Consider the following 17191-nt stretch of genomic DNA (forward strand, 5'->3'; position numbering starts at 1 on the left):
GAGACGCGCCGCCCGAAAGGCGATACGGATTACTTGCCCGCGTACTCCGGCTCCGCGTCGCGGCCGGCGTCCGGCCGGCCACCGCCGCTCGACTTCAGGACGAACCAGCCGATCACCAGGACGACGGCCCAGACGGCGCCGACGTACAGACAGACCCGGGCGTCCTTGTCGGACGCGATCAGGCAGGTCACGAAGATCAGGAAGATCAGCGCCACCCAGCTGAAGACGGCCCCGCCCGGGGCGGGGAAGGACGAGGCCGGCAGGCGGCCGGAGGTCACCGCCTTGCGGTACTTGATGTGGCTGACGAGGATCATCGCCCAGGCCCAGATGCCCGCGGCCGTGGCCACCGAGGTGACGTACTCGAACGCCTTCTCCGGGACGACGTAGTTGAGGATCACGCCGATGCCCATGAGCAGCACGGAGACGGTGATGCCGACGGCCGGGGTCTTACGGGCGTTGAGCATCCCGAAGATCTTCGGGGCCTCGCTGTTGGCGGCCAGGTCGCGCAGCATCCGGCCGGTGGAGTACATCCCGGAGTTACAGGAGGACAGGGCCGCGGTGAGCACGACGAAGTTGACGATACCGGCCGCGAACGGGATGCCGATCTTGGAGAAGGCGTGCACGAAGGGGCTCTCGCCGGCCGAGAACTCGGTCCACTTGACGACCGCGAGCAGCACCAGCAGGGCACCGACGTAGAAGATGAGGATGCGCCAGGGCAGCGTGTTGATCGCCTTGGGGAGCGTCTTCTCGGGGTTCTCGGACTCGCCCGCGGTGACGCCGACCAGCTCCACGGCGAGGTAGGCGAACATCACACCCTGGAGGGTCATCAGGCTGTCGCCGATGCCGTTGGGGAAGAACCCGCCGTGGGACCAGAGGTTGGAGGCGGCGGCGGTGTCACCGGCGTCGGAGAAGCCGAGGGTGAGCACGCCCAGACCGATCACGATCATGCCGATGATCGCGGTGACCTTGACCATCGAGAACCAGAACTCGACCTCACCGAAGATCTTCACCGAGATCAGGTTGACGGCGAACAGCACCACCAGGAAGACCAGGGCGCTGACCCACTGCGGGATCGAGGGGAACCAGTAGTTGATGTAGATGGCGGCGGCCGTGAGCTCGGCCATGCCGGTCACCACCCACATCAACCAGTACGTCCACCCGGTGACGAACCCGAAGAACGGGCCGAGGAACTCACGGGCGTACTCCGCGAAGGACCCGGAGACCGGGCGATAGAGGAGCAGCTCACCGAGCGCCCGCATGATGAAGAAGATGACCACGCCCGCGAGGGCGTACATGAGGACGATGCTCGGGCCCGCCTTGGCGATATTCGCCCCGGCACCCATGAACAGGCCGACGCCGATGGCGCCGCCGATGGCGATCATCTGGACCTGGCGACTGCCCAGGCCGCGCTCATAGCCCTCTTCAGGAGCCGCTGAGGTCATATTTGCTGCGCCTTTCTCCCTGTGGCGGCTGGCGATCGTGAAGATTTATCACGTCCACACAACTGATCCAGCCGACGCGGAGTGGCGCACACCACAGGGATAAGCGGACAAAAGTTATACGGCGCAACAAAGACAACAACCGCGGTGATGCGATCGTTATCCGGAGTTGAGCATCCTCTAAACGAACACTCAGTAATCGAGGCCGGTGGCTATTCCGGCATGAGCGTTTCGACCAGGGTCTCCTGCAGCCCGCCGAGCCAGAAATACGCCATCACCATCGGCTTGCGCGGGTCGGAGTCCGGCAGCCGCAGCAGCGCGCCCCCGTCGTCCTCGTCGGTGACCTCCAGCCGGGTCCCGATGGCCAGCCGCAGATCGTTGAGAGCGCCCAGCCACTGCCGGGACTTGTCCGGCACCAGCTCCAGTACGGCCGGGGCCGGGGCGGGCGATCCGGTGGTCAGCGCGTCCAGATCGCGCACCATCGCCAGGGCGTCGTCGCGCTTGCGCGCCCGCAGGTCGTTCTCGGTGAAGCGGCGGAACTCCGCGGACGCCTCCCGCGCCTCCCGCTCCTCACGCGGCCCGAGCTCCTGGTCCGGGGGCCGGTAGGCGTCCGGGAACAACCGGGCCAGCGCCGGGTCGGCCGGCGGTTCGCTGGGGCCCTCGGCGAACAGCTCGGCCAGCGGGTCGCCGCCCTCGGCGGGCTGGTCGCCCGGCCCGATCAGCTCGGCGAGCTGCAGGGCCAGGCTGCGCAGGATGGAGACCTCGACCTCGTCCAGGGCGATGGCGGCGCCGCCGTCGGGCAGCGGCTCGAAGCGTCCCGACATCAGCGCTCCTGCTGGAGGGTCGCCCACAGGCCGTAGCCGTGCATCGCCTGCACATCGCGCTCCATCTCCTCGCGGGTGCCACTGGAGACGATCGCGCGGCCCTTGTGATGAACGTCGAGCATCAAGCGGTGCGCCTTGTCCTTGGGGTAGCCGAAGTAGCTCTGGAACACATAGGTCACATAGCTCATGAGATTGACGGGGTCGTTGTGCACCACCGTCACCCAGGGAACGTCGGGCTCCGGCACCGACATCGGTGCTTCACGGGCTTCGGGACGTTCGATCTCCACGGGTGTGACACTCACACCTCCCATGCTGCCACCCGGCACTGGTCGGCGCATAAACCGGCACCCAGATCTCGTCAGTCTGACGAGTAAGGGAGGTAGCATCGTCCACCATGGACACTGCGGACTTGGGACTGCCGGTGGACGTGCCGTCGACCGCGCTCTTCACCGACCGGTACGAACTCACCATGCTTCAGGCCGCGCTGCGGGCGGGCACCGCCGACCGCCGCTCGGTCTTCGAGGTCTTCACCAGGCGCCTCCCCGAAGGCCGCCGCTACGGCGTCGTGGCGGGCACCGGGCGGGTGCTGGACGCCGTCGAGAACTTCCGCTTCGACGGCGGCGTCCTGGACTTCCTCGCACAGCAGCGGATCGTGGACGAGGCGACGCTGTCCTGGCTCGCCGACTACCGCTTCCGCGGCGACATCTGGGGCTACCCCGAGGGCGAGGTCTACTTCCCCGGCTCGCCGATCATGCGGGTGGAGGGCACCTTCGCCGAGGCGGTGCTGCTGGAGACGGTGATCCTGTCCATCCTCAACCACGACTCGGCGGTGGCCGCCGCCGCGTCCCGGATGTCCACCGCCGCCGGCGGCCGGCCGCTGATCGAGATGGGCGCCCGCCGCACCCATGAGCTGGCCGCCGTCGCCGCCGCCCGCGCCGCCTATGTCGGCGGCTTCGCCACCACCTCCGACCTCGCGGCCGGATTCCGCTACAACATCCCCACCGTGGGCACCAGCGCCCACGCCTTCACCCTGCTGCACGACAGCGAGCGGGACGCCTTCATCGCCCAGGTCGAGTCGCACGGCAGCGACACCACCCTGCTGGTGGACACCTACGACGTCGCCGAGGCGGTGCGCACCGCCGTGGAGGTGGCCGGCAAGGACCTGGGCGCCGTACGGATCGACTCCGGGGACCTGCTGCTGCTCGCCCACCGGGTGCGCCAGCAGCTCGACGAGCTGGGCGCCAAGAACACCAGGATCGTGGTGACGAGCGATCTGGACGAGTACGCGATCGCCTCGCTGGCGGCGGCCCCCGTGGACGCGTACGGGGTCGGCACCCAGCTGGTCACCGGCAGCGGCCACCCCACCTGCTCGATGGTCTACAAGCTGGTGGCGCGGGCCGGTTCGGACGCGTCGGACGCGCCGCTGCTGCCGGTGGCCAAGAAGTCCATGGGTGCGAAGTCCTCGGTGGGCGGCCGCAAATGGGCGGCGCGCCGGGTGGACGAGCACGGTGTGGCCGAGGCCGAGGTGATCGGCACCGGTGCGGTCCCCGAGGAGCTGGCCGGCCATCAGCTGCTGGTGCGGCTGGTGCGCGGCGGCGAGATCGTGGCCCGGGAGCCGCTGGACGCGGCGCGGGACCGGCACATGGCGGCGCGCGCCGGGCTGCCGCTGTCGGCGACCCAGCTCTCGCGCGGGGAGCCGGTCATCCCCACCGAGTACCTGTCGGCCTGAGGCGGGCGGAGACAGGCGGAGACAGAAGGGGCGGACCGGGGCGTCGGCGTGCGGCGGGCCCGAGGAGATGAGGCGTACGTGGAGGAAACGCGGCCGACGCCCACTGCCGCGAGCGGCGCGGAGTGTCTACCCTCGGTGACATGCACCGGGCTCTGATCGTCGTCGACATCCAGAACGACTTCTGCGAGGGCGGAAGCCTCGCGGTGACGGGCGGCGCGGACGTCGCCGCCGCGATCACCGATCTCATCGGGGAGGCGACGCCCGGTTACCGCCATATCGTCGCCACCCGTGATCGCCACATCGATCCGGGCGATCACTTCTCGGACCGCCCGGACTACCGGCACAGCTGGCCTGCGCACTGTGTGGCGGGCACCGAGGGCGTCGGGTTCCACCCGAACTTCGCGCCCGCCGTCGCCTCCGGCGCGATCGACGCGGTCTTCGACAAGGGCGCCTACGCGGCGGCGTACAGCGGTTTCGAGGGCGTCGACGAGCACGGCGTACCGCTCGCCCAGTGGCTGCGCGCGCGCGAGGTGACCGAGGTGGACGTGGTGGGCATCGCCACCGACCACTGTGTGCGGGCCACGGCGCTGGACGCGCGCCGCGAGGGGTTCGCGGCACATGTCCTGCTGGACCTGACCGCGGGCGTCTCCGCGGGCACGACCGAGCGCGCCCTGGAGGAGCTGCGGGCGGCCGGGGTGGAGCTCAGCGGGAAGCCGGTCGTCTGACGGCGTGGGAGGCGCTCTGAGCGCCTCCCACCGCCTTCGGGGCCCCGGACCTAGGAGGCCGGGGCCGCCGGCCTGAGAAGGGCGGCGATCGGGTGCCAGAGCTCCCCTCCGCGGTCCGGCGCGGTGCGCCAGACCAGCCCGTCGGGGTGGTGCAGCACCGCCGTCACCTCGTCGGGTGTCGGCGGCGCGATGTTGCCGCGCAGGTAGACGGCGCGGAGCCCGAGATTGCGCAGCCTGGTCAGGGCGCGCTGGCGGTTCGCGGCATGTACCAGGACGCGGACGCCGCCCTCGCCCAGCGGGCGCGGCAGCGTCAGCGCCACCACGACGCTGCCGCCGGGCAGCTTGGTGAATCCTCCATCGGCCATTGCGGGTCATGTCCCCCGTGAGACGTCGTGTCAACAAGAAGGTCGTAGGGGCATCTAAACGCGAACCGGCCGCCGCCCGCTAGTGGGCGACGGCCGTTACCGCTCTGACCTGCGAAAACGCAGATTTTTGTGGATCTAGGAGGCGGACGGTCCGACCTGGACGGTCATCGTCGAGCCGGCCGGGAGCTCCTTGAGGATCTTGATCCGGGTGTTGGTGTCAGCAACCTGCACACTGCCGGTCGGGTTGCTCTCGTCCCAGTACGTCCCCTTGTGGTCATCGAAGACCGAAATGCCCGGCTTCGGCTTCACCTTGGCGGTCTTGCCGTCCTTGTGCAGCGTGAAGCCGTCCGTCGGGAGCCGGCTGAAGGGCGAGTCGTACGCCTGGATCCGGTTGCGCATCAGCGTGCCGTCCGCCCACTTCTCGGGGGTGGCGTGCGCGTCGATCGGCAGGATCTGGCCGCTGCCCGGGTGGACGCCGACGTTGTTGTCCGGCTGCGAGGTGTCCCACTGCCAGATCAGCAGACCGTTCTGGTACGGGTAGTGCTCGACCCAGTCGGGCCGGCTGGACGCCCAGCCGAAGTTGTACGGCCCGGTCTTCAGGGTCGTGTCGTACGACACGTACTGGCGGTTCTCGGCGATGTAGTACTGCGGGTAGTCCTTGCTGAAGGACGCGCCGATGCGCGAGAAGCCGTTCGCCGTCCAGCCGTTGTCGTCGCCCTCGGCACCGTCGCTGAACACCGGGGCGCCGTCCGCGGTCAGGGTGATGGCGTCGGCCGCGAAGCCCTTCTGCGCCACCCCGCCGTCGGTCTGGTAGCGGAAGCGCAGCTCGATCTTCTGGCCCGCGTAGTCGTCCAGCGGGAAGGAGAGCTTCTGGTAGGCGCCCGAGGTGCCGGTCAGCGCGGGCTTGTCACCGGCGTCGCGCGGGATGGCCTTGCCGTCCGCCGTGCCGTCCACGGGCGTCCAGTTGGCGCCGCCGTCCGTGGAGACCTCGGTGTAGAGGTAGTCGTAGTTCTCCTCGATGTCCCACCAGCCCTGGAGGTCCAGGCTCGCCTTGGACGCGCCGGTGAGGTCCACGGACCGGGTCAGGGTGTTCTTCAGGTCGTCACCCATCCCGCTCCACCACTGCTTGGCGCCCTCGGCGGGGGTGGCCACCTCGGTGGTGACGGCCTTGGCGGGCAGCTCGACCACCAGCGCCTGCTTGTTCTTGGTGTTGTACTCGGCGACCCCGAGGGTGTGGGTGGACTTGGTAGCGGCCTTGGCCGTGTCGTAGTTCAGCCACCCCAGCTGGAGCTTGTCCCAGGCGTTCATGTCGCCCGGCAGATCGCCGATGGCGTCCTTACCGGTGCCGAGCCAGGACCCCGAGGACATCAGCGACCAGAACGCGACGGACGACTCCCCCTGGCCGGTGGTGTCGTACTCGTCCGGCAGGCCCAGGTCGTGGCCGTACTCATGGGCGAAGACACCGAGGCCGCCGTTCTCCGGCTGCATCGTGTAGTCGCCGACCCAGATGCCGGTGTCGCCGATCTGGGTACCGCCCGACTTGTTCTCCGCCGGGCCGGTCTTACCCGCGTCGGTGCCGTACGCGTACCAGCGGTGCGCCCAGATGGCGTCCTCGCCCTGCACACCGCCGCCCGCGGACTCGTCCTCACCGGCGTGCACGATCTGGAAGTGGTCGATGTAGCCGTCGGGCTCGTTGAAGTTGCCGTCGCCGTCGTAGTCGTAGCGGTCCCACTGGTCGTACTGGGCCAGGTCCGCCTTGATCTGCGCGTCGGTGCGGCCGGCCGCCTTCTGGTCCTTCGCCCACTGGTTGACGCCGTCGCGGATCAGGTCCCAGGCGTTGGCGCAGTTGGTGTCGCCGCAGTAGTTGGAACCGTAGCGGGCCTCGTTCCAGTCGACCTTGACCCAGTCGGAGACCTCGCCGTCCACGGAGTAGCGGCCCGAGGACTGCTTCTCGTAGTACTTCTTCAGGGACTGCTTCTTCTTGTCCGTGGAGAAGTAGAGGTCCTGGAAGTGCTCGCGGTTGTAGTCCGCCTGCCAGGCGGTGCTGTTGTCGTCGGCGCGGTCCGGCTCGGAGATGGTGTTGTGCGCCGGGCCCGGGTCGCCGCCGTACTTCTTCACCGGCGGTTCGGGACCGTCCCCGTCCGGGTCGTACATGGTGGTGTCGTCCACCTTGTCGCCGAACTCGACCAGGATGGTGAAGATCTTGTCGGTCTTCTCCCGGGCCAGCTCGACGTACTTGCCCTTGCCGAGCTTCACCACCTTGGACGCGCCGCGCGTGGTCGCCTTGGTGTCCCCGGCGATGACCTGACGCAGCGCCTCCTGGCGCTGCGCTTCCTGCTGTTTGCTGTACGGGCCCTCGAGATCGTGCTCGACATGCGTCTTCGCGGGCGCCGGATCATGGCGCTCAACACGCGTAGACGGTGCATCTGCCTGAGCCATGCCCGTTGAGAGTGCCGCCGCGCCGAGCGCGGCCACCACCGTGGCTATGGCGGCCGATCTGGCCGTCCTCCGTTGGCTGTTCACTCGTTCAGTCCTCCCCTTTCCACACCGGGTGCCGGACATTTGACCGGAGTGGCAGGAGAAAAGACAGACCTTGACTTGGACTGGCGGGCCAAGTACGTTCTGCGGTCCCGGTGTTCCGGTAACCGGACGTCAAGGACCGTTCCGTTCCGCACTGGTGGGACCCCGCCGTGATGCGGGCCACGCGGTGATTCCGTGCGCCCCCCGTGCAACGGCACCGTGGGTGAGGTCACGCTTACTTCCGTTCCCCTCGGGCATTCAGCACCGTAGAGTCACGTCTGACGGTGCACATCAGCCTGACTCATGCCCCTCGCATATCCCCCGCATATCGCCCGTGAGGACGGATCCCGCCATGCCGCGTCCGACTCCCGCACAGCTCGCCTATGGTTCGGCCACCGTCGTTCTCTCGACCTTCGCCATGCTGCTGCTGTCCCAGACCCGGTCCGGGATCGGCATGGCGGTGGTCACCGTGGCCGGGCTGACCCTGGGGCTCCTCGTCGCCGTCACCGTGCCGGTGGCCCGGACCTCCCGCCCCAGCCGCACCGTCCGCACCAACCGCCCCCTGGCGGGGTCCGGGACGGCCGACCCGGCGCGGGCCCACGCCCCCGCCCACGCCGACTCAGTGCAGGGCTGACACCACGACGGTCCGCGCGGCCTTGTCGTGCACACAGCGCTGGAACGGCTTGTCCCACAGCAGTGAGGCCGAGTTGACCAGCCAGAAGACCGTACCGACGAGCAGCGGGACCAGCATCCCGGGCAGGACGTAGACCGCGGCGCGCACCCAGCCCTGACCGGCCGGCACATTGCCGTCGGACAGCATCGCCACCCGGATGTTCAGCGCCTTCTTGCCGAGCGTCTGTCCGCTGCGGGCCAGCATGACGCCCTCGTAGCCGAAGTAGACCGCCATCGTGATGATGAGCGCGAGGAGCACCTTCCCCATGTCCTGCTCGCCCGGGTGATCCATCGTGTACTGGAGCGCGCCGGTCGCCGTGAGCGCCACCGTCCAGATCACGCCGAGGACGACGGTGTCGATGAGCCGGGCGGCGAACCGCTGACCGGGGGTGGCCAGCGGCGCCATCCCGGCGGGGAACGCAGGCGGGGGCGAGGACAGCGGGTCGGGGGTCATGCCCCCGATTACATCAGCGCTCCCGGCGGGCCGGAAGCGCAGGGGCACCTCCGGGGCGGCAGGGGCTCGGGGGCCGGGCGCAGGGCACGGGCTCAAGGCGCGGGCCCGGGGGACGGGCGCGCGGGCTCAGGGGACGGCCGCGACCACGACGGTCTTGGCCGCCTTGTCGTGCAGACACTGCCGGTACGGCCGGTCCCAGGTGCACCACAACACATTGATCAGCCAGAAGAGGAAACCGCAGCAGGGCACGATCTCGGGGAGGGCGTACACCCCGGCGCGCACCCAGCCGGTCTGGCCGACCGGCGGCTGACCGTGCTCCAGCACCGCGACCCGGATCCTCATCGCCTTCTTGCCGACGGTCTGGCCGTCCCGGGTCAGCATCAGCCCCTCGTACAGGAAGTAGACCAGGACGTAGACCAGCGTCACGGTGGTCGACCGGGCGCTGCCGTCGACCGGGTCGTAGCCGCCGATGAGCGCGGTCATGACGAGCCCGACCGGGATGCCGATGAGCAGCGCGTCGATGATCCGGGCGATCAGACGGCGGCCGAGGTGCGCGAGCGGGGGCATCCCGGCGTACGGATCGGTTCCGGCGGTGTGGTCCCCGTACGGGGAGCCGTTCGCGCGCGGATGCCCCGCGAACGGGTCGCTGCTGTCCCGGTCCCGGTCCCGGGGCGCGTCGGACCCGGGGGGCGGCTGGTCGGTGCTCATGGCCCGAGTCGACCCCGGAGCCGGGGCCGCCGCATCCGGCGGGCACCGTTCGGGCGACCAAGATCGTCCATCCGCCTCAGCCGGGGTCAGCGGGACGGCTGAGGCGGATGGGGTGGCGGGTCAGCCGACCGTCGCGACGAAGGTGCGCGCCACCTTGTCGTGCCAGCACTGCCGCCACGGGCGGTCGAACAGGCACCACAGCACGTTCAGCACACCGATGACGAGCACCCCCAGCACCGAGTAGACCAGCCAGCGGCGCAGCGCGGCGCCGAAGGACGGGCTGTCGTGCTCCTCGATGTCCAGCACCCGCACCCCGCACAGCTTCTTGCCCAGGGTGATGCCCCACTTGGCGGTCGGCAGCGCCTCCAGGACGACGCCGAGGACGAGCAGCAGACCGAGGACGATGCCGAGATAGCCGCCGGTCGTGCCGTCCAGGAGGTAGACGGTGACGGTCTCACCGCTCTGCTTGGCCGCCTCGACCTTCCCGTCGATGTGGTCGCTCGCCTTGCCCCACAGCGGGAACGCGGCGGCGCCGACGAGGCCGAGCAGGACGACCGTGTCGATCAGCCGGGCGGCGAGGCGGCGGCCGAGCGAGGCGGGCCGGCCCAGGGCCTGGGCGGCCTGGAGGAACGGGTTGTCGACGGGCGGCTTCCAGGGGATGACGCTCTCGGGCGCGCCCGGCCCCGCGTGCGGAGCGCCCTGCGGGCTGCCCTGCGGACCGGGCTGCGGGCCGGGCTGGTGCACCTGCTGCTGCCAGACCGGGCCGCCGCCCTGGGCGGGGATACCGCCGAAGGGCTGCGGGGGCTGGGGCGGCTGCGGGGGCTGAGGCGTCGGCGGGGCCTGCGGAGGCCGCTGGGGCTGAGGCGGCTGTTGGGGCTGCTGCGGGGGCTGGGCCGGGGGTGCCGCTTCGGCGCCCTTGCGCCGGCCGCCACGGCCGATCGCCCGGATCGCCATCGTGCCGTCGTCCCGGCTGTCCCGGCTGTCCCGGCTGTCCCGGCCGGACGCCTGATCCGGCCCCTGCCCCTGCCCCTGGCCCGTCGTGGGCGCCGCACCGCCGCCGCGCCCCACCGCGCGGATCGTCATCGTCCCCTCGCCCGCCGGAGCGGACGTCTCCCCGCCGTCCGCCGGGGGCAGCTCCGGGGCCCGGCGGACGGGCGGCAGGGCCTGCGTCGAGCGGTCCGTCGTCCCTCCGCTCCCGCTCGGGCGCATGGTCAACGTGCCCTCGTCACGACCGCCGTCCTCACCCGGGCCCGCGCGCCGCGGATCGGGCACCCCGGGCCACGGCCCGGCATCGGTCTGGGCGCCGCCGGGGGCGTCCGACTCCGCGCCCCACGAGACCCGGCGGTCCTGCTCACCGCCGAACCCGCGCTGCCGGGACGCGTCCGCCTGCCATGCCGACCCGGCGTCGGGACGGGTGCCGTGCAGCCGCCGGGGGTCGTTCCAGTCGACCGAGGATGCCGTGACCCCGCCGGGCGGCACCGGCTGGGGGCCCGTGCCCCCGGCCGCCGGCTCCGGTGGCCCGCCCGCGCCCCGGACGTCCATCTCGGCGCTCCGGCGCAGCTCGGGCAGTGCGCTGCCGGTCTCCTCTGCGGCCGGCCGCGCCGGCTCCTCGTCCAGGAACATCGGGCCGGTCTCGTCCGGCGCCGGGCTGATCACCTGGGTGTGGGTGACGCCGGGCGGCGGCGCGGGCATGGCCTCCCCCTCGGCCGGGGCGGGACGGCTGGTGCCGGGCACCCAGGCCGCGCCGTTCCAGTACCGGATGTACCCAGGGATGGACGGATCGGGGTAGTACCCGACCCCGGGCATTTCTGCCGGACCCCCGCTACTAGGAGGCGTCGCCATGTCCCCTACTCCCTTCACGGCCAACACGCTTGACCTGTCCGCCGTATCCGGCATCGACGATCCAGTGATCACGCAGCTACGCGAGCGAGGCCGCACCACCACCCTCGACCTCTCTGCGGGTTACGGGCAGTACGTACCACAGCGACCGGGCGGATACCTACGTCTCTCCATGCATGACATTAACGAAGACCGACGGGCCCGGAAGGAGGCGTCCAAGAGGAAGACCGCCATCGAACAGCAGACCGAGGACATCGAGGCCATGCACGAGGCCCTCGGGTGGGGCGAGTTCGCCAGGCTGTACATAGCTGACGACACCAGCGCCTACGAGGCGAAGGGGGATCACCCGCCCTGACGGCAGCGTGGCTGGTCCTGCCGTGCTCGTCCCGGATCGGGGCGCGCCGACCACCGGCCAGTGCGGTACCTGTCGCAGGTCGGGAGACTGGACAACCCCACCCGAGCCGTAACGTCACGGCCTTGGACCTAGGGCGTGTTTCGAAAGTCCCGCCTGCCCCGCGACGCCTGGCACGCGCGCTCGCCGCGTTGTCGGGATCGTCCGAGTAGGCCCACTACGAGGACGACCCTCCGCCTTGCGATCACACGCACCAGACGCCGCGGGGCCCGCCCTCCGGGCGGACGGCGCTACTTTCGCAACACGCCCTGGACATCGTCGCGGAGTACCGGTCGCAGCGCCTCGATCACCGCGGGGTCGTCGATGGTGGAGGGCAGTTCGGGGTCCCGCCCGTCGGCGATGTCGCGCATGGTGCGACGCAGGATCTTGCCCGAACGCGTCTTGGGCAGCGCCGCGACCACGTCGACCCGGCGCAGCGCCGCCACGGGGCCGATCCTCTCCCGGACGGCGGCGACGAGTTCCGTGGCGATGTCCCGCGGATCGCGGTCGAGGCCCGCCTTGAGCACGACGAGACCGCGCGGCACCTGTCCCTTGAGCGGGTCGGTGACGCCGATGACGGCGCACTCGGCGACATCCGGGTGGGCGGCGAGCACCTCCTCCATCGCGCCGGTGGACAGCCGGTGCCCGGCCACGTTGATGACGTCGTCGATGCGGCCCATGACGTAGACGTATCCGTCCTCGTCCTTGCGTCCGCCGTCGCCGGTGAGGTAGTAGCCGCTGTGGGCGGACAAGTACGAGCGCACATATCGTGCGTCGTCCTGCCACACGGTGAGCAGCGTGCCGGGCGGCAGCGGCAGCCGGATCGCCACCGCGCCGTCGGCGCCCGGCGGCGCCTCGCGGCCCGTCGCGTCGAGGATGCGCACGTCGTAGCCAGGCATGGGCACGGTGGGCGAACCGGCCTTGAGCGGGTGCGGCTCCAGGCCCATGGGGTTGGCGACGATCGGCCAGCCGGTCTCGGTCTGCCACCAGTTGTCGACCACCGGAACGCCGAGGAGGTCGGTGGCCCAGCGATAGGTCTCCGTATCCAGGCGCTCGCCGGCCAGGAACAGGTGGCGCAGCGATCCGATGTCGTGGGCGTGCAGGAGCGCTCCGCGCGGGTCCTCCTTCTTCACCGCGCGGATCGCCGTCGGTGCGGTGAACAGCGCCGTCACACGGTGCTCGGCAATCACCCGCCACAGCGCACCGGCGTCCGGAGTGCCGACGGGCTTCCCCTCGTAGAGCACGGTGGTGCAGCCGGTGAGCAGCGGAGCGTAGACGATGTAGGAGTGGCCGACGACCCAGCCGACGTCCGAGGCCGCCCAGAAGACCTCACCGGGATGGGTGTCGTACACGTTCTCCAGGGACCAGCGCAGCGCGACCGCGTGGCCGCCGTTGTCGCGCACCACGCCCTTGGGCCGGCCGGTGGTGCCGGAGGTGTAGAGGATGTACAGCGGGTCGGTGGCGGCCACTGGGCGGCAGCCGACCGGCGCGGCGGTCGCCATGGCCTGGTCCCAGTCGAGGTCACGGCCGCTCATATCCGCCACGCACTGCGGCCGCTGGCGGATGACACAGTGCTCCGGCTGGTGTTCGGCCAGGGCGAGGGCATCGTCCAGGAGCGGCTTGTACGGCACGACGCGCGTCGGCTCGATACCGCACGAGGCGGCGATGACGACCTTGGGGCGGGCGTCGTCGACGCGCACGGCCAGCTCATGCGCGGCGAATCCCCCGAAGACGACCGAGTGGACGGCGCCGATGCGGGCGCAGGCCAGCATGGCGACGACCGCCTCGGGAATCATCGGCATGTAGATCACGACACGGTCGCCCTCGGTCACGCCGAGTCCGGCCAGCACTCCGGCGAACAGCGCGACCTCGTCCCGCAACTCCCGGTAGGTGAAAGCCGACGTGCGGCCGGTGACCGGACTGTCGTACACCAGCGCGAGTTGCTCGCCGCGCCCCGCGTCGACGTGGCGGTCCAGAGCGTTGTGGCAGGTGTTCAACCGCCCGTCCGGGAACCACCGGTACAGCGGGGCCCGCGAGTCGTCGAGGGCCCGGGCCGGCGCGACGGCCCAGTCGATGGCACGGGCGGCGTCCAGCCAGAAGCCTTCCGGGTCCTCCAGGCTGCGCCGGTACTCAGCCGCGTAGCCGTCCTGCTTCGGCGCCTGCGTCATGTCGATGCCCCTTCCCTCGTTCCGTCCGCGCCGTGCCGGGAGGTGCCTTCCGCTCGCACCCCGTCCCGTGCTCGTCCCGCGCCCGAGCGGGCGGGCGGGCGTACCTGCGTACGTGCGTGCCTGCGTGCCTGCGTGCCTGCGTGTCTACGTACCTGCGTGTCTGTGTGTGTCTGCGTGCATCACGGTCAGCCCAGCGGATGTGTCCGCCGGGCGCCAGGGTTATTTCATCAGCCATTCCGCGATGGCTTGGGCGCATGCGTCCAAGATGGCTTCGCCCTTCTCCGCGGACGCCCTCCGTGCGTCACCCGCCACCCCTGACGACGTGACCGTGTGGAACGGCCGTGGTACGTGGATCGCTTCGCTCGGATCGGACTGCAACGCGATCTCCGGGCCGACCGCCTCGGCGAGCCGTCCCTCGTCGACCAGGTCCGGCGCGATCGCCATCGCCATGGACGTCTCGCCCTCGCAGGCGTGCATCAGTGTGTCCTGGTCCTCGAGGATCTCCGCGATCCGCGCCTGCCCGGCCATGAAGTAGCTGGTGACGGCGATGGGAGCGGACAGTTCCCGGGAGATTTCACCGCTGATGGCGTTCAAGGCCGTGATATTGCCCCCATGGCCATTGACGATCAGGATCTTGCTGAAACCGGCCATGAGGATGGAGCGGCACACATCACGCAACACCGCGTGGTACGTCGCCAGGGTGAGGGTGAAGGTGCCGCCGAACGCGACGTGATGGTCCGCCAGCCCGCACCAGAGGGACGGGGCGACGACCACGGGCCTGCCCTGGGTGACCATGATCCCGGCTGCCCGTCGGCAGGCATCCGCGCTGAGGAAATCATCGATACCGGTGGGCAGGTGCGGACCGTGCTGCTCGGTGGAGCCCACGGGGAGCAGCACCGGTGCGTCCTGGGCTGCCAGCTCCTTGAGAGCGCGGGCTGTCATGCGGTTCCAGAGGATCTCTGGCATCTGAGGTGTCCCTTTCCTGGTGGTGTCCTGGCGGACCGGTGGGGGTCAGTGCGTGTTTTCGGGAATGACGGGGGCGGTGTACCCGGCGGCGGATGCGGACTCCGCGGAGGCGTCCGGCTCGGCGCCGGCGGCGTGGACCGGAGCCGAGATGGATTCCAGCCCCAGCCCCGTGGTCCGCACACCGAAGACGACCGAGACGCCCGCCAGCAGCATCGCCGCGGCGACGACGGTGAAGGCGACCGCCGCTCCGCAGGCGTCCAGGAGGGGGACCAGGTAGAAGGGGGCCGCCGCTGTCGAGAGCCGGCTCAGTGAGTACAGCCAGCCGGTGGCGGTGGTGCGCACACTCGTGGGGAACTGTTCCAGCTGGTAGATATGGCCGGAATTCGACATGACGTTGGCCACCACGGTGAAGCAGAAACCCGAAGCGATGATCGCGGCCCCCGAGCGGGCGTTCCCGTACAGGAGCCCGAACACCGCCATGCCCACCAGCGACGCGGACAGGATCCATTTCCGCTCCGCCCTCTCCATGATGAGCATGGACAGATAGGAGCCGAGCGGATAGCCGATGAACGAGAACGTCAGATACGTCAGCGACGTCCCGAGGTCGAATCCCTTGTCGGCGAGGACGAGCGTGGCGAGGTTGCCGAAACCGTAGAAGCCGACGGGCGCGAGGAGCCACAGGAGCGCCATGATCACCGTGCGACGGGCGAGGGGGCGGCGGAAGATGGCACGGATGGGCACCGGCTCCACCGCGACGTCCCGCCGCTCGGGCTCGTCGGAGACCGCGGGAGGTGTCCACCCTTCGGCCTCGGCGGCCTTCTCGAAGCGGCTGGTGACGGCGTCGGCCTCCGCCGTGCGTCCGACCGACTCCAGCCAGCGGGGTGACTCGGGCAGACCTCTGCGCACCAGGAAGGTCAGCAGGGCTCCGAGCGACCCGATGGCGAACATCCAGCGCCATCCCGCGACACCGAGCGGAGCGTCGTCCACCAGCACCAGGCCCAGGAAGCCCACGGCGGGGACGGCGAGATAGGCACCCGTGAAGGCCCATGCCACGTAGTAGCCGCGCCGGGCCGGCGGGAGGATGTCCCCCAGGAACGAGTCCGTCACCGGCAACTCCCCGCCCAGGCCGACGCCGGCCACGAAGCGGAAGATCACGAGCGTCCACAGGTCCGGGGCCAGGGCGCAGGCGAGCGTGGCCGCGGAGTACAGGGTCAGCGTGACCATGTAGGCGGTCCGCCGTCCGGCACGGTCCGCGAGCCGCCCGATCACCACGGCTCCGACGAAGGCTCCGACGAACGCCGAGGCCAGAACGAGCGACAGCTCGAAGCCGCCCAGGGCGAAGGTCGTCTTCAGCGTGGTCGCCAGGACCCCGGCGAGGAACAGCTCGTAGATCTCGAAGAAGTTGCCCAGCGCCATGACGCCGGCGAAGCGCTTGTGGAGCCTGGTGATCGGCAGCCGGTCGAGCCGTGCCGCGATGGAGGGGCCAGTCACCCCTGAAAAAGATCGCATTCTTCTCCTTCTAGGACGAACCGCATATTCACCCCGCCAAGTTAGACTGGACAGTAGAGTCCAGGTTGGGGTGTTGGCAAGAGTCCCAGCAGGTCCCGAGCAACGCGTCGCCGTACTAGACTGGCGCGTCCAGTACAGAAAGAGGTGCTTGACGGTGGTCCCCGCGCCCTCCCAGCCCATCCGGCAAGGCAAGGGCCGCTCCCGCAACCGGCTGAAGATCCTCGCGGCGGCGAAGGCACTCTTCCTGCGGGACGGCTACGACGGCGTGAACCTCGAACGGGTCGCCACACAGGCCGAGGTCGCCCGGCAGACGGTCTACAACCAGTTCGGGAGCAAGGAGGCGGTCTTCCGTGCCGTGATGGAGCACCACTGGTCCGGCCTGCCGCTCGGAGATCTGTCGACGCGCCTCGAACAGAGCCTGGGGAGCGACGGCGACCCGGCCGGATTCCTGCGCCAGTTCTCCGAGATCCTCCTGACCTTCATCGAGGACACGGACCAGGTCGCCTTCACGCGGCTGGTGATCGCCGAGTCCCGCCGGAGTCCCTGGATCGCCGAGGAGTTCTACCGGGTCGGCAAGGAGCCGTTGACCAAGGCACTCACCGACTGCCTGCGGCGGCTGCACGAGACAGGGAAGATCAACTGCCCGTCCCCGGGCCTGGCTGCACATCAATTCCTGGGACTCCTGCAGGAATTCATCATCTGGCCGCAGGTCATGGCGATCGGGCCGGACGTCATGAACATCCCGCCGTTCGACGTGGTCGTCGAAGAGGGAATCGCCATGTTCCTCGATCGCTACGGCATCCGCGACTAGTGGCTCGTCTCACATCGTTGACCGGACAATCGACGTGCCTTCCGCCGGTCAGCAGACTGGCTTCAGGACCT

At 70.1% G+C, this 17191-nt stretch carries 16 protein-coding genes; 5 read left to right on the plus strand and 11 right to left on the minus strand.

All coding sequences use genetic code 11. The features are described 5' to 3' along the window. Nucleotides 1-29 precede the first annotated feature (29 nt). The 3 genes from PS467_RS16655 to clpS all read right to left on the minus strand — a co-directional run bounded on the left by PS467_RS16655 (nucleotide 30) and on the right by clpS (nucleotide 2574). Nucleotides 30-1442 (minus strand): amino acid permease, encoded by a 1413-nt coding sequence (locus PS467_RS16655; RefSeq protein WP_311035951.1) that lies wholly within the window; start codon nucleotides 1440-1442, stop codon nucleotides 30-32. Between the two features lie 209 nt (nucleotides 1443-1651). Continuing rightward, a complete protein-coding gene (locus tag PS467_RS16660) occupies nucleotides 1652-2263 on the minus strand; it encodes a DUF2017 domain-containing protein (protein WP_311035952.1) in 612 nt (203 codons plus the stop codon). Further along, nucleotides 2263-2574 carry an ATP-dependent Clp protease adapter ClpS gene (clpS, locus tag PS467_RS16665; protein WP_268972317.1) on the minus strand — a complete coding sequence of 104 codons (312 nt, stop codon included), beginning with the start codon at nucleotides 2572-2574 and terminating at the stop codon, nucleotides 2263-2265. The genes PS467_RS16660 and clpS overlap by 1 nt, the downstream gene beginning before the upstream one ends. A gap of 83 nt (nucleotides 2575-2657) precedes the next feature. On the opposite strand from clpS, the gene PS467_RS16670 reads away from it, so the two are divergent. Beyond that, nucleotides 2658-3992, plus strand: coding sequence for a nicotinate phosphoribosyltransferase (locus tag PS467_RS16670; protein WP_311035953.1), 1335 nt, complete (start codon nucleotides 2658-2660; stop codon nucleotides 3990-3992). 140 nt (nucleotides 3993-4132) lie between these two features. Continuing rightward, nucleotides 4133-4717, plus strand: a complete 585-nt coding sequence (locus PS467_RS16675; RefSeq protein ID WP_268972319.1) for an isochorismatase family protein — start codon at nucleotides 4133-4135, stop codon at nucleotides 4715-4717. 50 nt (nucleotides 4718-4767) lie between these two features. Here the strand turns inward: PS467_RS16675 and PS467_RS16680 are convergent, their stop codons facing one another. Together PS467_RS16680 and PS467_RS16685 are read right to left on the minus strand one after the other, a co-directional pair. Further along, complete coding sequence (locus PS467_RS16680) at nucleotides 4768-5082, minus strand: hypothetical protein (RefSeq protein WP_268972320.1); 315 nt, start codon at nucleotides 5080-5082, stop codon at nucleotides 4768-4770. Nucleotides 5083-5217: 135 nt separating this feature from the next. Further along, a complete protein-coding gene (locus PS467_RS16685; protein WP_311035954.1) occupies nucleotides 5218-7605 on the minus strand; it encodes an immune inhibitor A domain-containing protein in 2388 nt (795 codons plus the stop codon). 349 nt (nucleotides 7606-7954) lie between these two features. Between PS467_RS16685 and PS467_RS16690 the strand changes: the two genes are divergently transcribed. Continuing rightward, the gene (locus PS467_RS16690; protein WP_311035955.1) at nucleotides 7955-8236 is read left to right on the plus strand and encodes a hypothetical protein; all 282 of its coding nucleotides are present in this window, start codon (nucleotides 7955-7957) and stop codon (nucleotides 8234-8236) included. Here the strand turns inward: PS467_RS16690 and PS467_RS16695 are convergent. From PS467_RS16695 to PS467_RS16705, 3 genes are all read right to left on the minus strand, one after another. Beyond that, on the minus strand, nucleotides 8222-8728 hold the full coding sequence (locus PS467_RS16695) for an RDD family protein (protein ID WP_268972323.1): 507 nt from the start codon (nucleotides 8726-8728) through the stop codon (nucleotides 8222-8224). The two genes, PS467_RS16690 and PS467_RS16695, sit on opposite strands and share 15 nt — an antisense overlap. 126 nt (nucleotides 8729-8854) lie before the next feature. Then, nucleotides 8855-9436 carry an RDD family protein gene (locus PS467_RS16700; protein WP_311035956.1) on the minus strand — a complete coding sequence of 194 codons (582 nt, stop codon included), beginning with the start codon at nucleotides 9434-9436 and terminating at the stop codon, nucleotides 8855-8857. A 120-nt stretch (nucleotides 9437-9556) separates the two neighbouring features. After that, nucleotides 9557-11242, minus strand: a complete 1686-nt coding sequence (locus tag PS467_RS16705) for an RDD family protein (protein WP_311035957.1) — start codon at nucleotides 11240-11242, stop codon at nucleotides 9557-9559. 34 nt (nucleotides 11243-11276) lie between these two features. Between PS467_RS16705 and PS467_RS16710 the strand changes: the two genes are divergently transcribed. After that, complete coding sequence (locus PS467_RS16710; protein WP_311035958.1) at nucleotides 11277-11630, plus strand: hypothetical protein; 354 nt, start codon at nucleotides 11277-11279, stop codon at nucleotides 11628-11630. A gap of 287 nt (nucleotides 11631-11917) precedes the next feature. On the opposite strand, the gene PS467_RS16715 is transcribed toward PS467_RS16710, so the two are convergent. From PS467_RS16715 to PS467_RS16725, 3 genes are all read right to left on the minus strand, one after another. Continuing rightward, complete coding sequence (locus PS467_RS16715) at nucleotides 11918-13834, minus strand: propionyl-CoA synthetase (protein ID WP_311035959.1); 1917 nt, start codon at nucleotides 13832-13834, stop codon at nucleotides 11918-11920. 219 nt (nucleotides 13835-14053) lie between these two features. After that, nucleotides 14054-14776 carry a creatininase family protein gene (locus PS467_RS16720; RefSeq protein WP_311035960.1) on the minus strand — a complete coding sequence of 241 codons (723 nt, stop codon included), beginning with the start codon at nucleotides 14774-14776 and terminating at the stop codon, nucleotides 14054-14056. A 69-nt stretch (nucleotides 14777-14845) separates the two neighbouring features. Beyond that, on the minus strand, nucleotides 14846-16309 hold the full coding sequence (locus tag PS467_RS16725) for an MFS transporter (protein ID WP_311035961.1): 1464 nt from the start codon (nucleotides 16307-16309) through the stop codon (nucleotides 14846-14848). A 154-nt stretch (nucleotides 16310-16463) separates the two neighbouring features. Here PS467_RS16725 and PS467_RS16730 point away from each other — a divergent pair, with 154 nt between their 5' ends. Beyond that, on the plus strand, nucleotides 16464-17120 hold the full coding sequence (locus PS467_RS16730; RefSeq protein WP_311035962.1) for a TetR/AcrR family transcriptional regulator: 657 nt from the start codon (nucleotides 16464-16466) through the stop codon (nucleotides 17118-17120). The last annotated feature ends 71 nt before the right edge of the window (nucleotides 17121-17191 follow it).

It is taken from the genome of Streptomyces luomodiensis (assembly GCF_031679605.1).
GTDB classification, from domain to species: Bacteria; Actinomycetota; Actinomycetes; order Streptomycetales; family Streptomycetaceae; genus Streptomyces; species Streptomyces luomodiensis.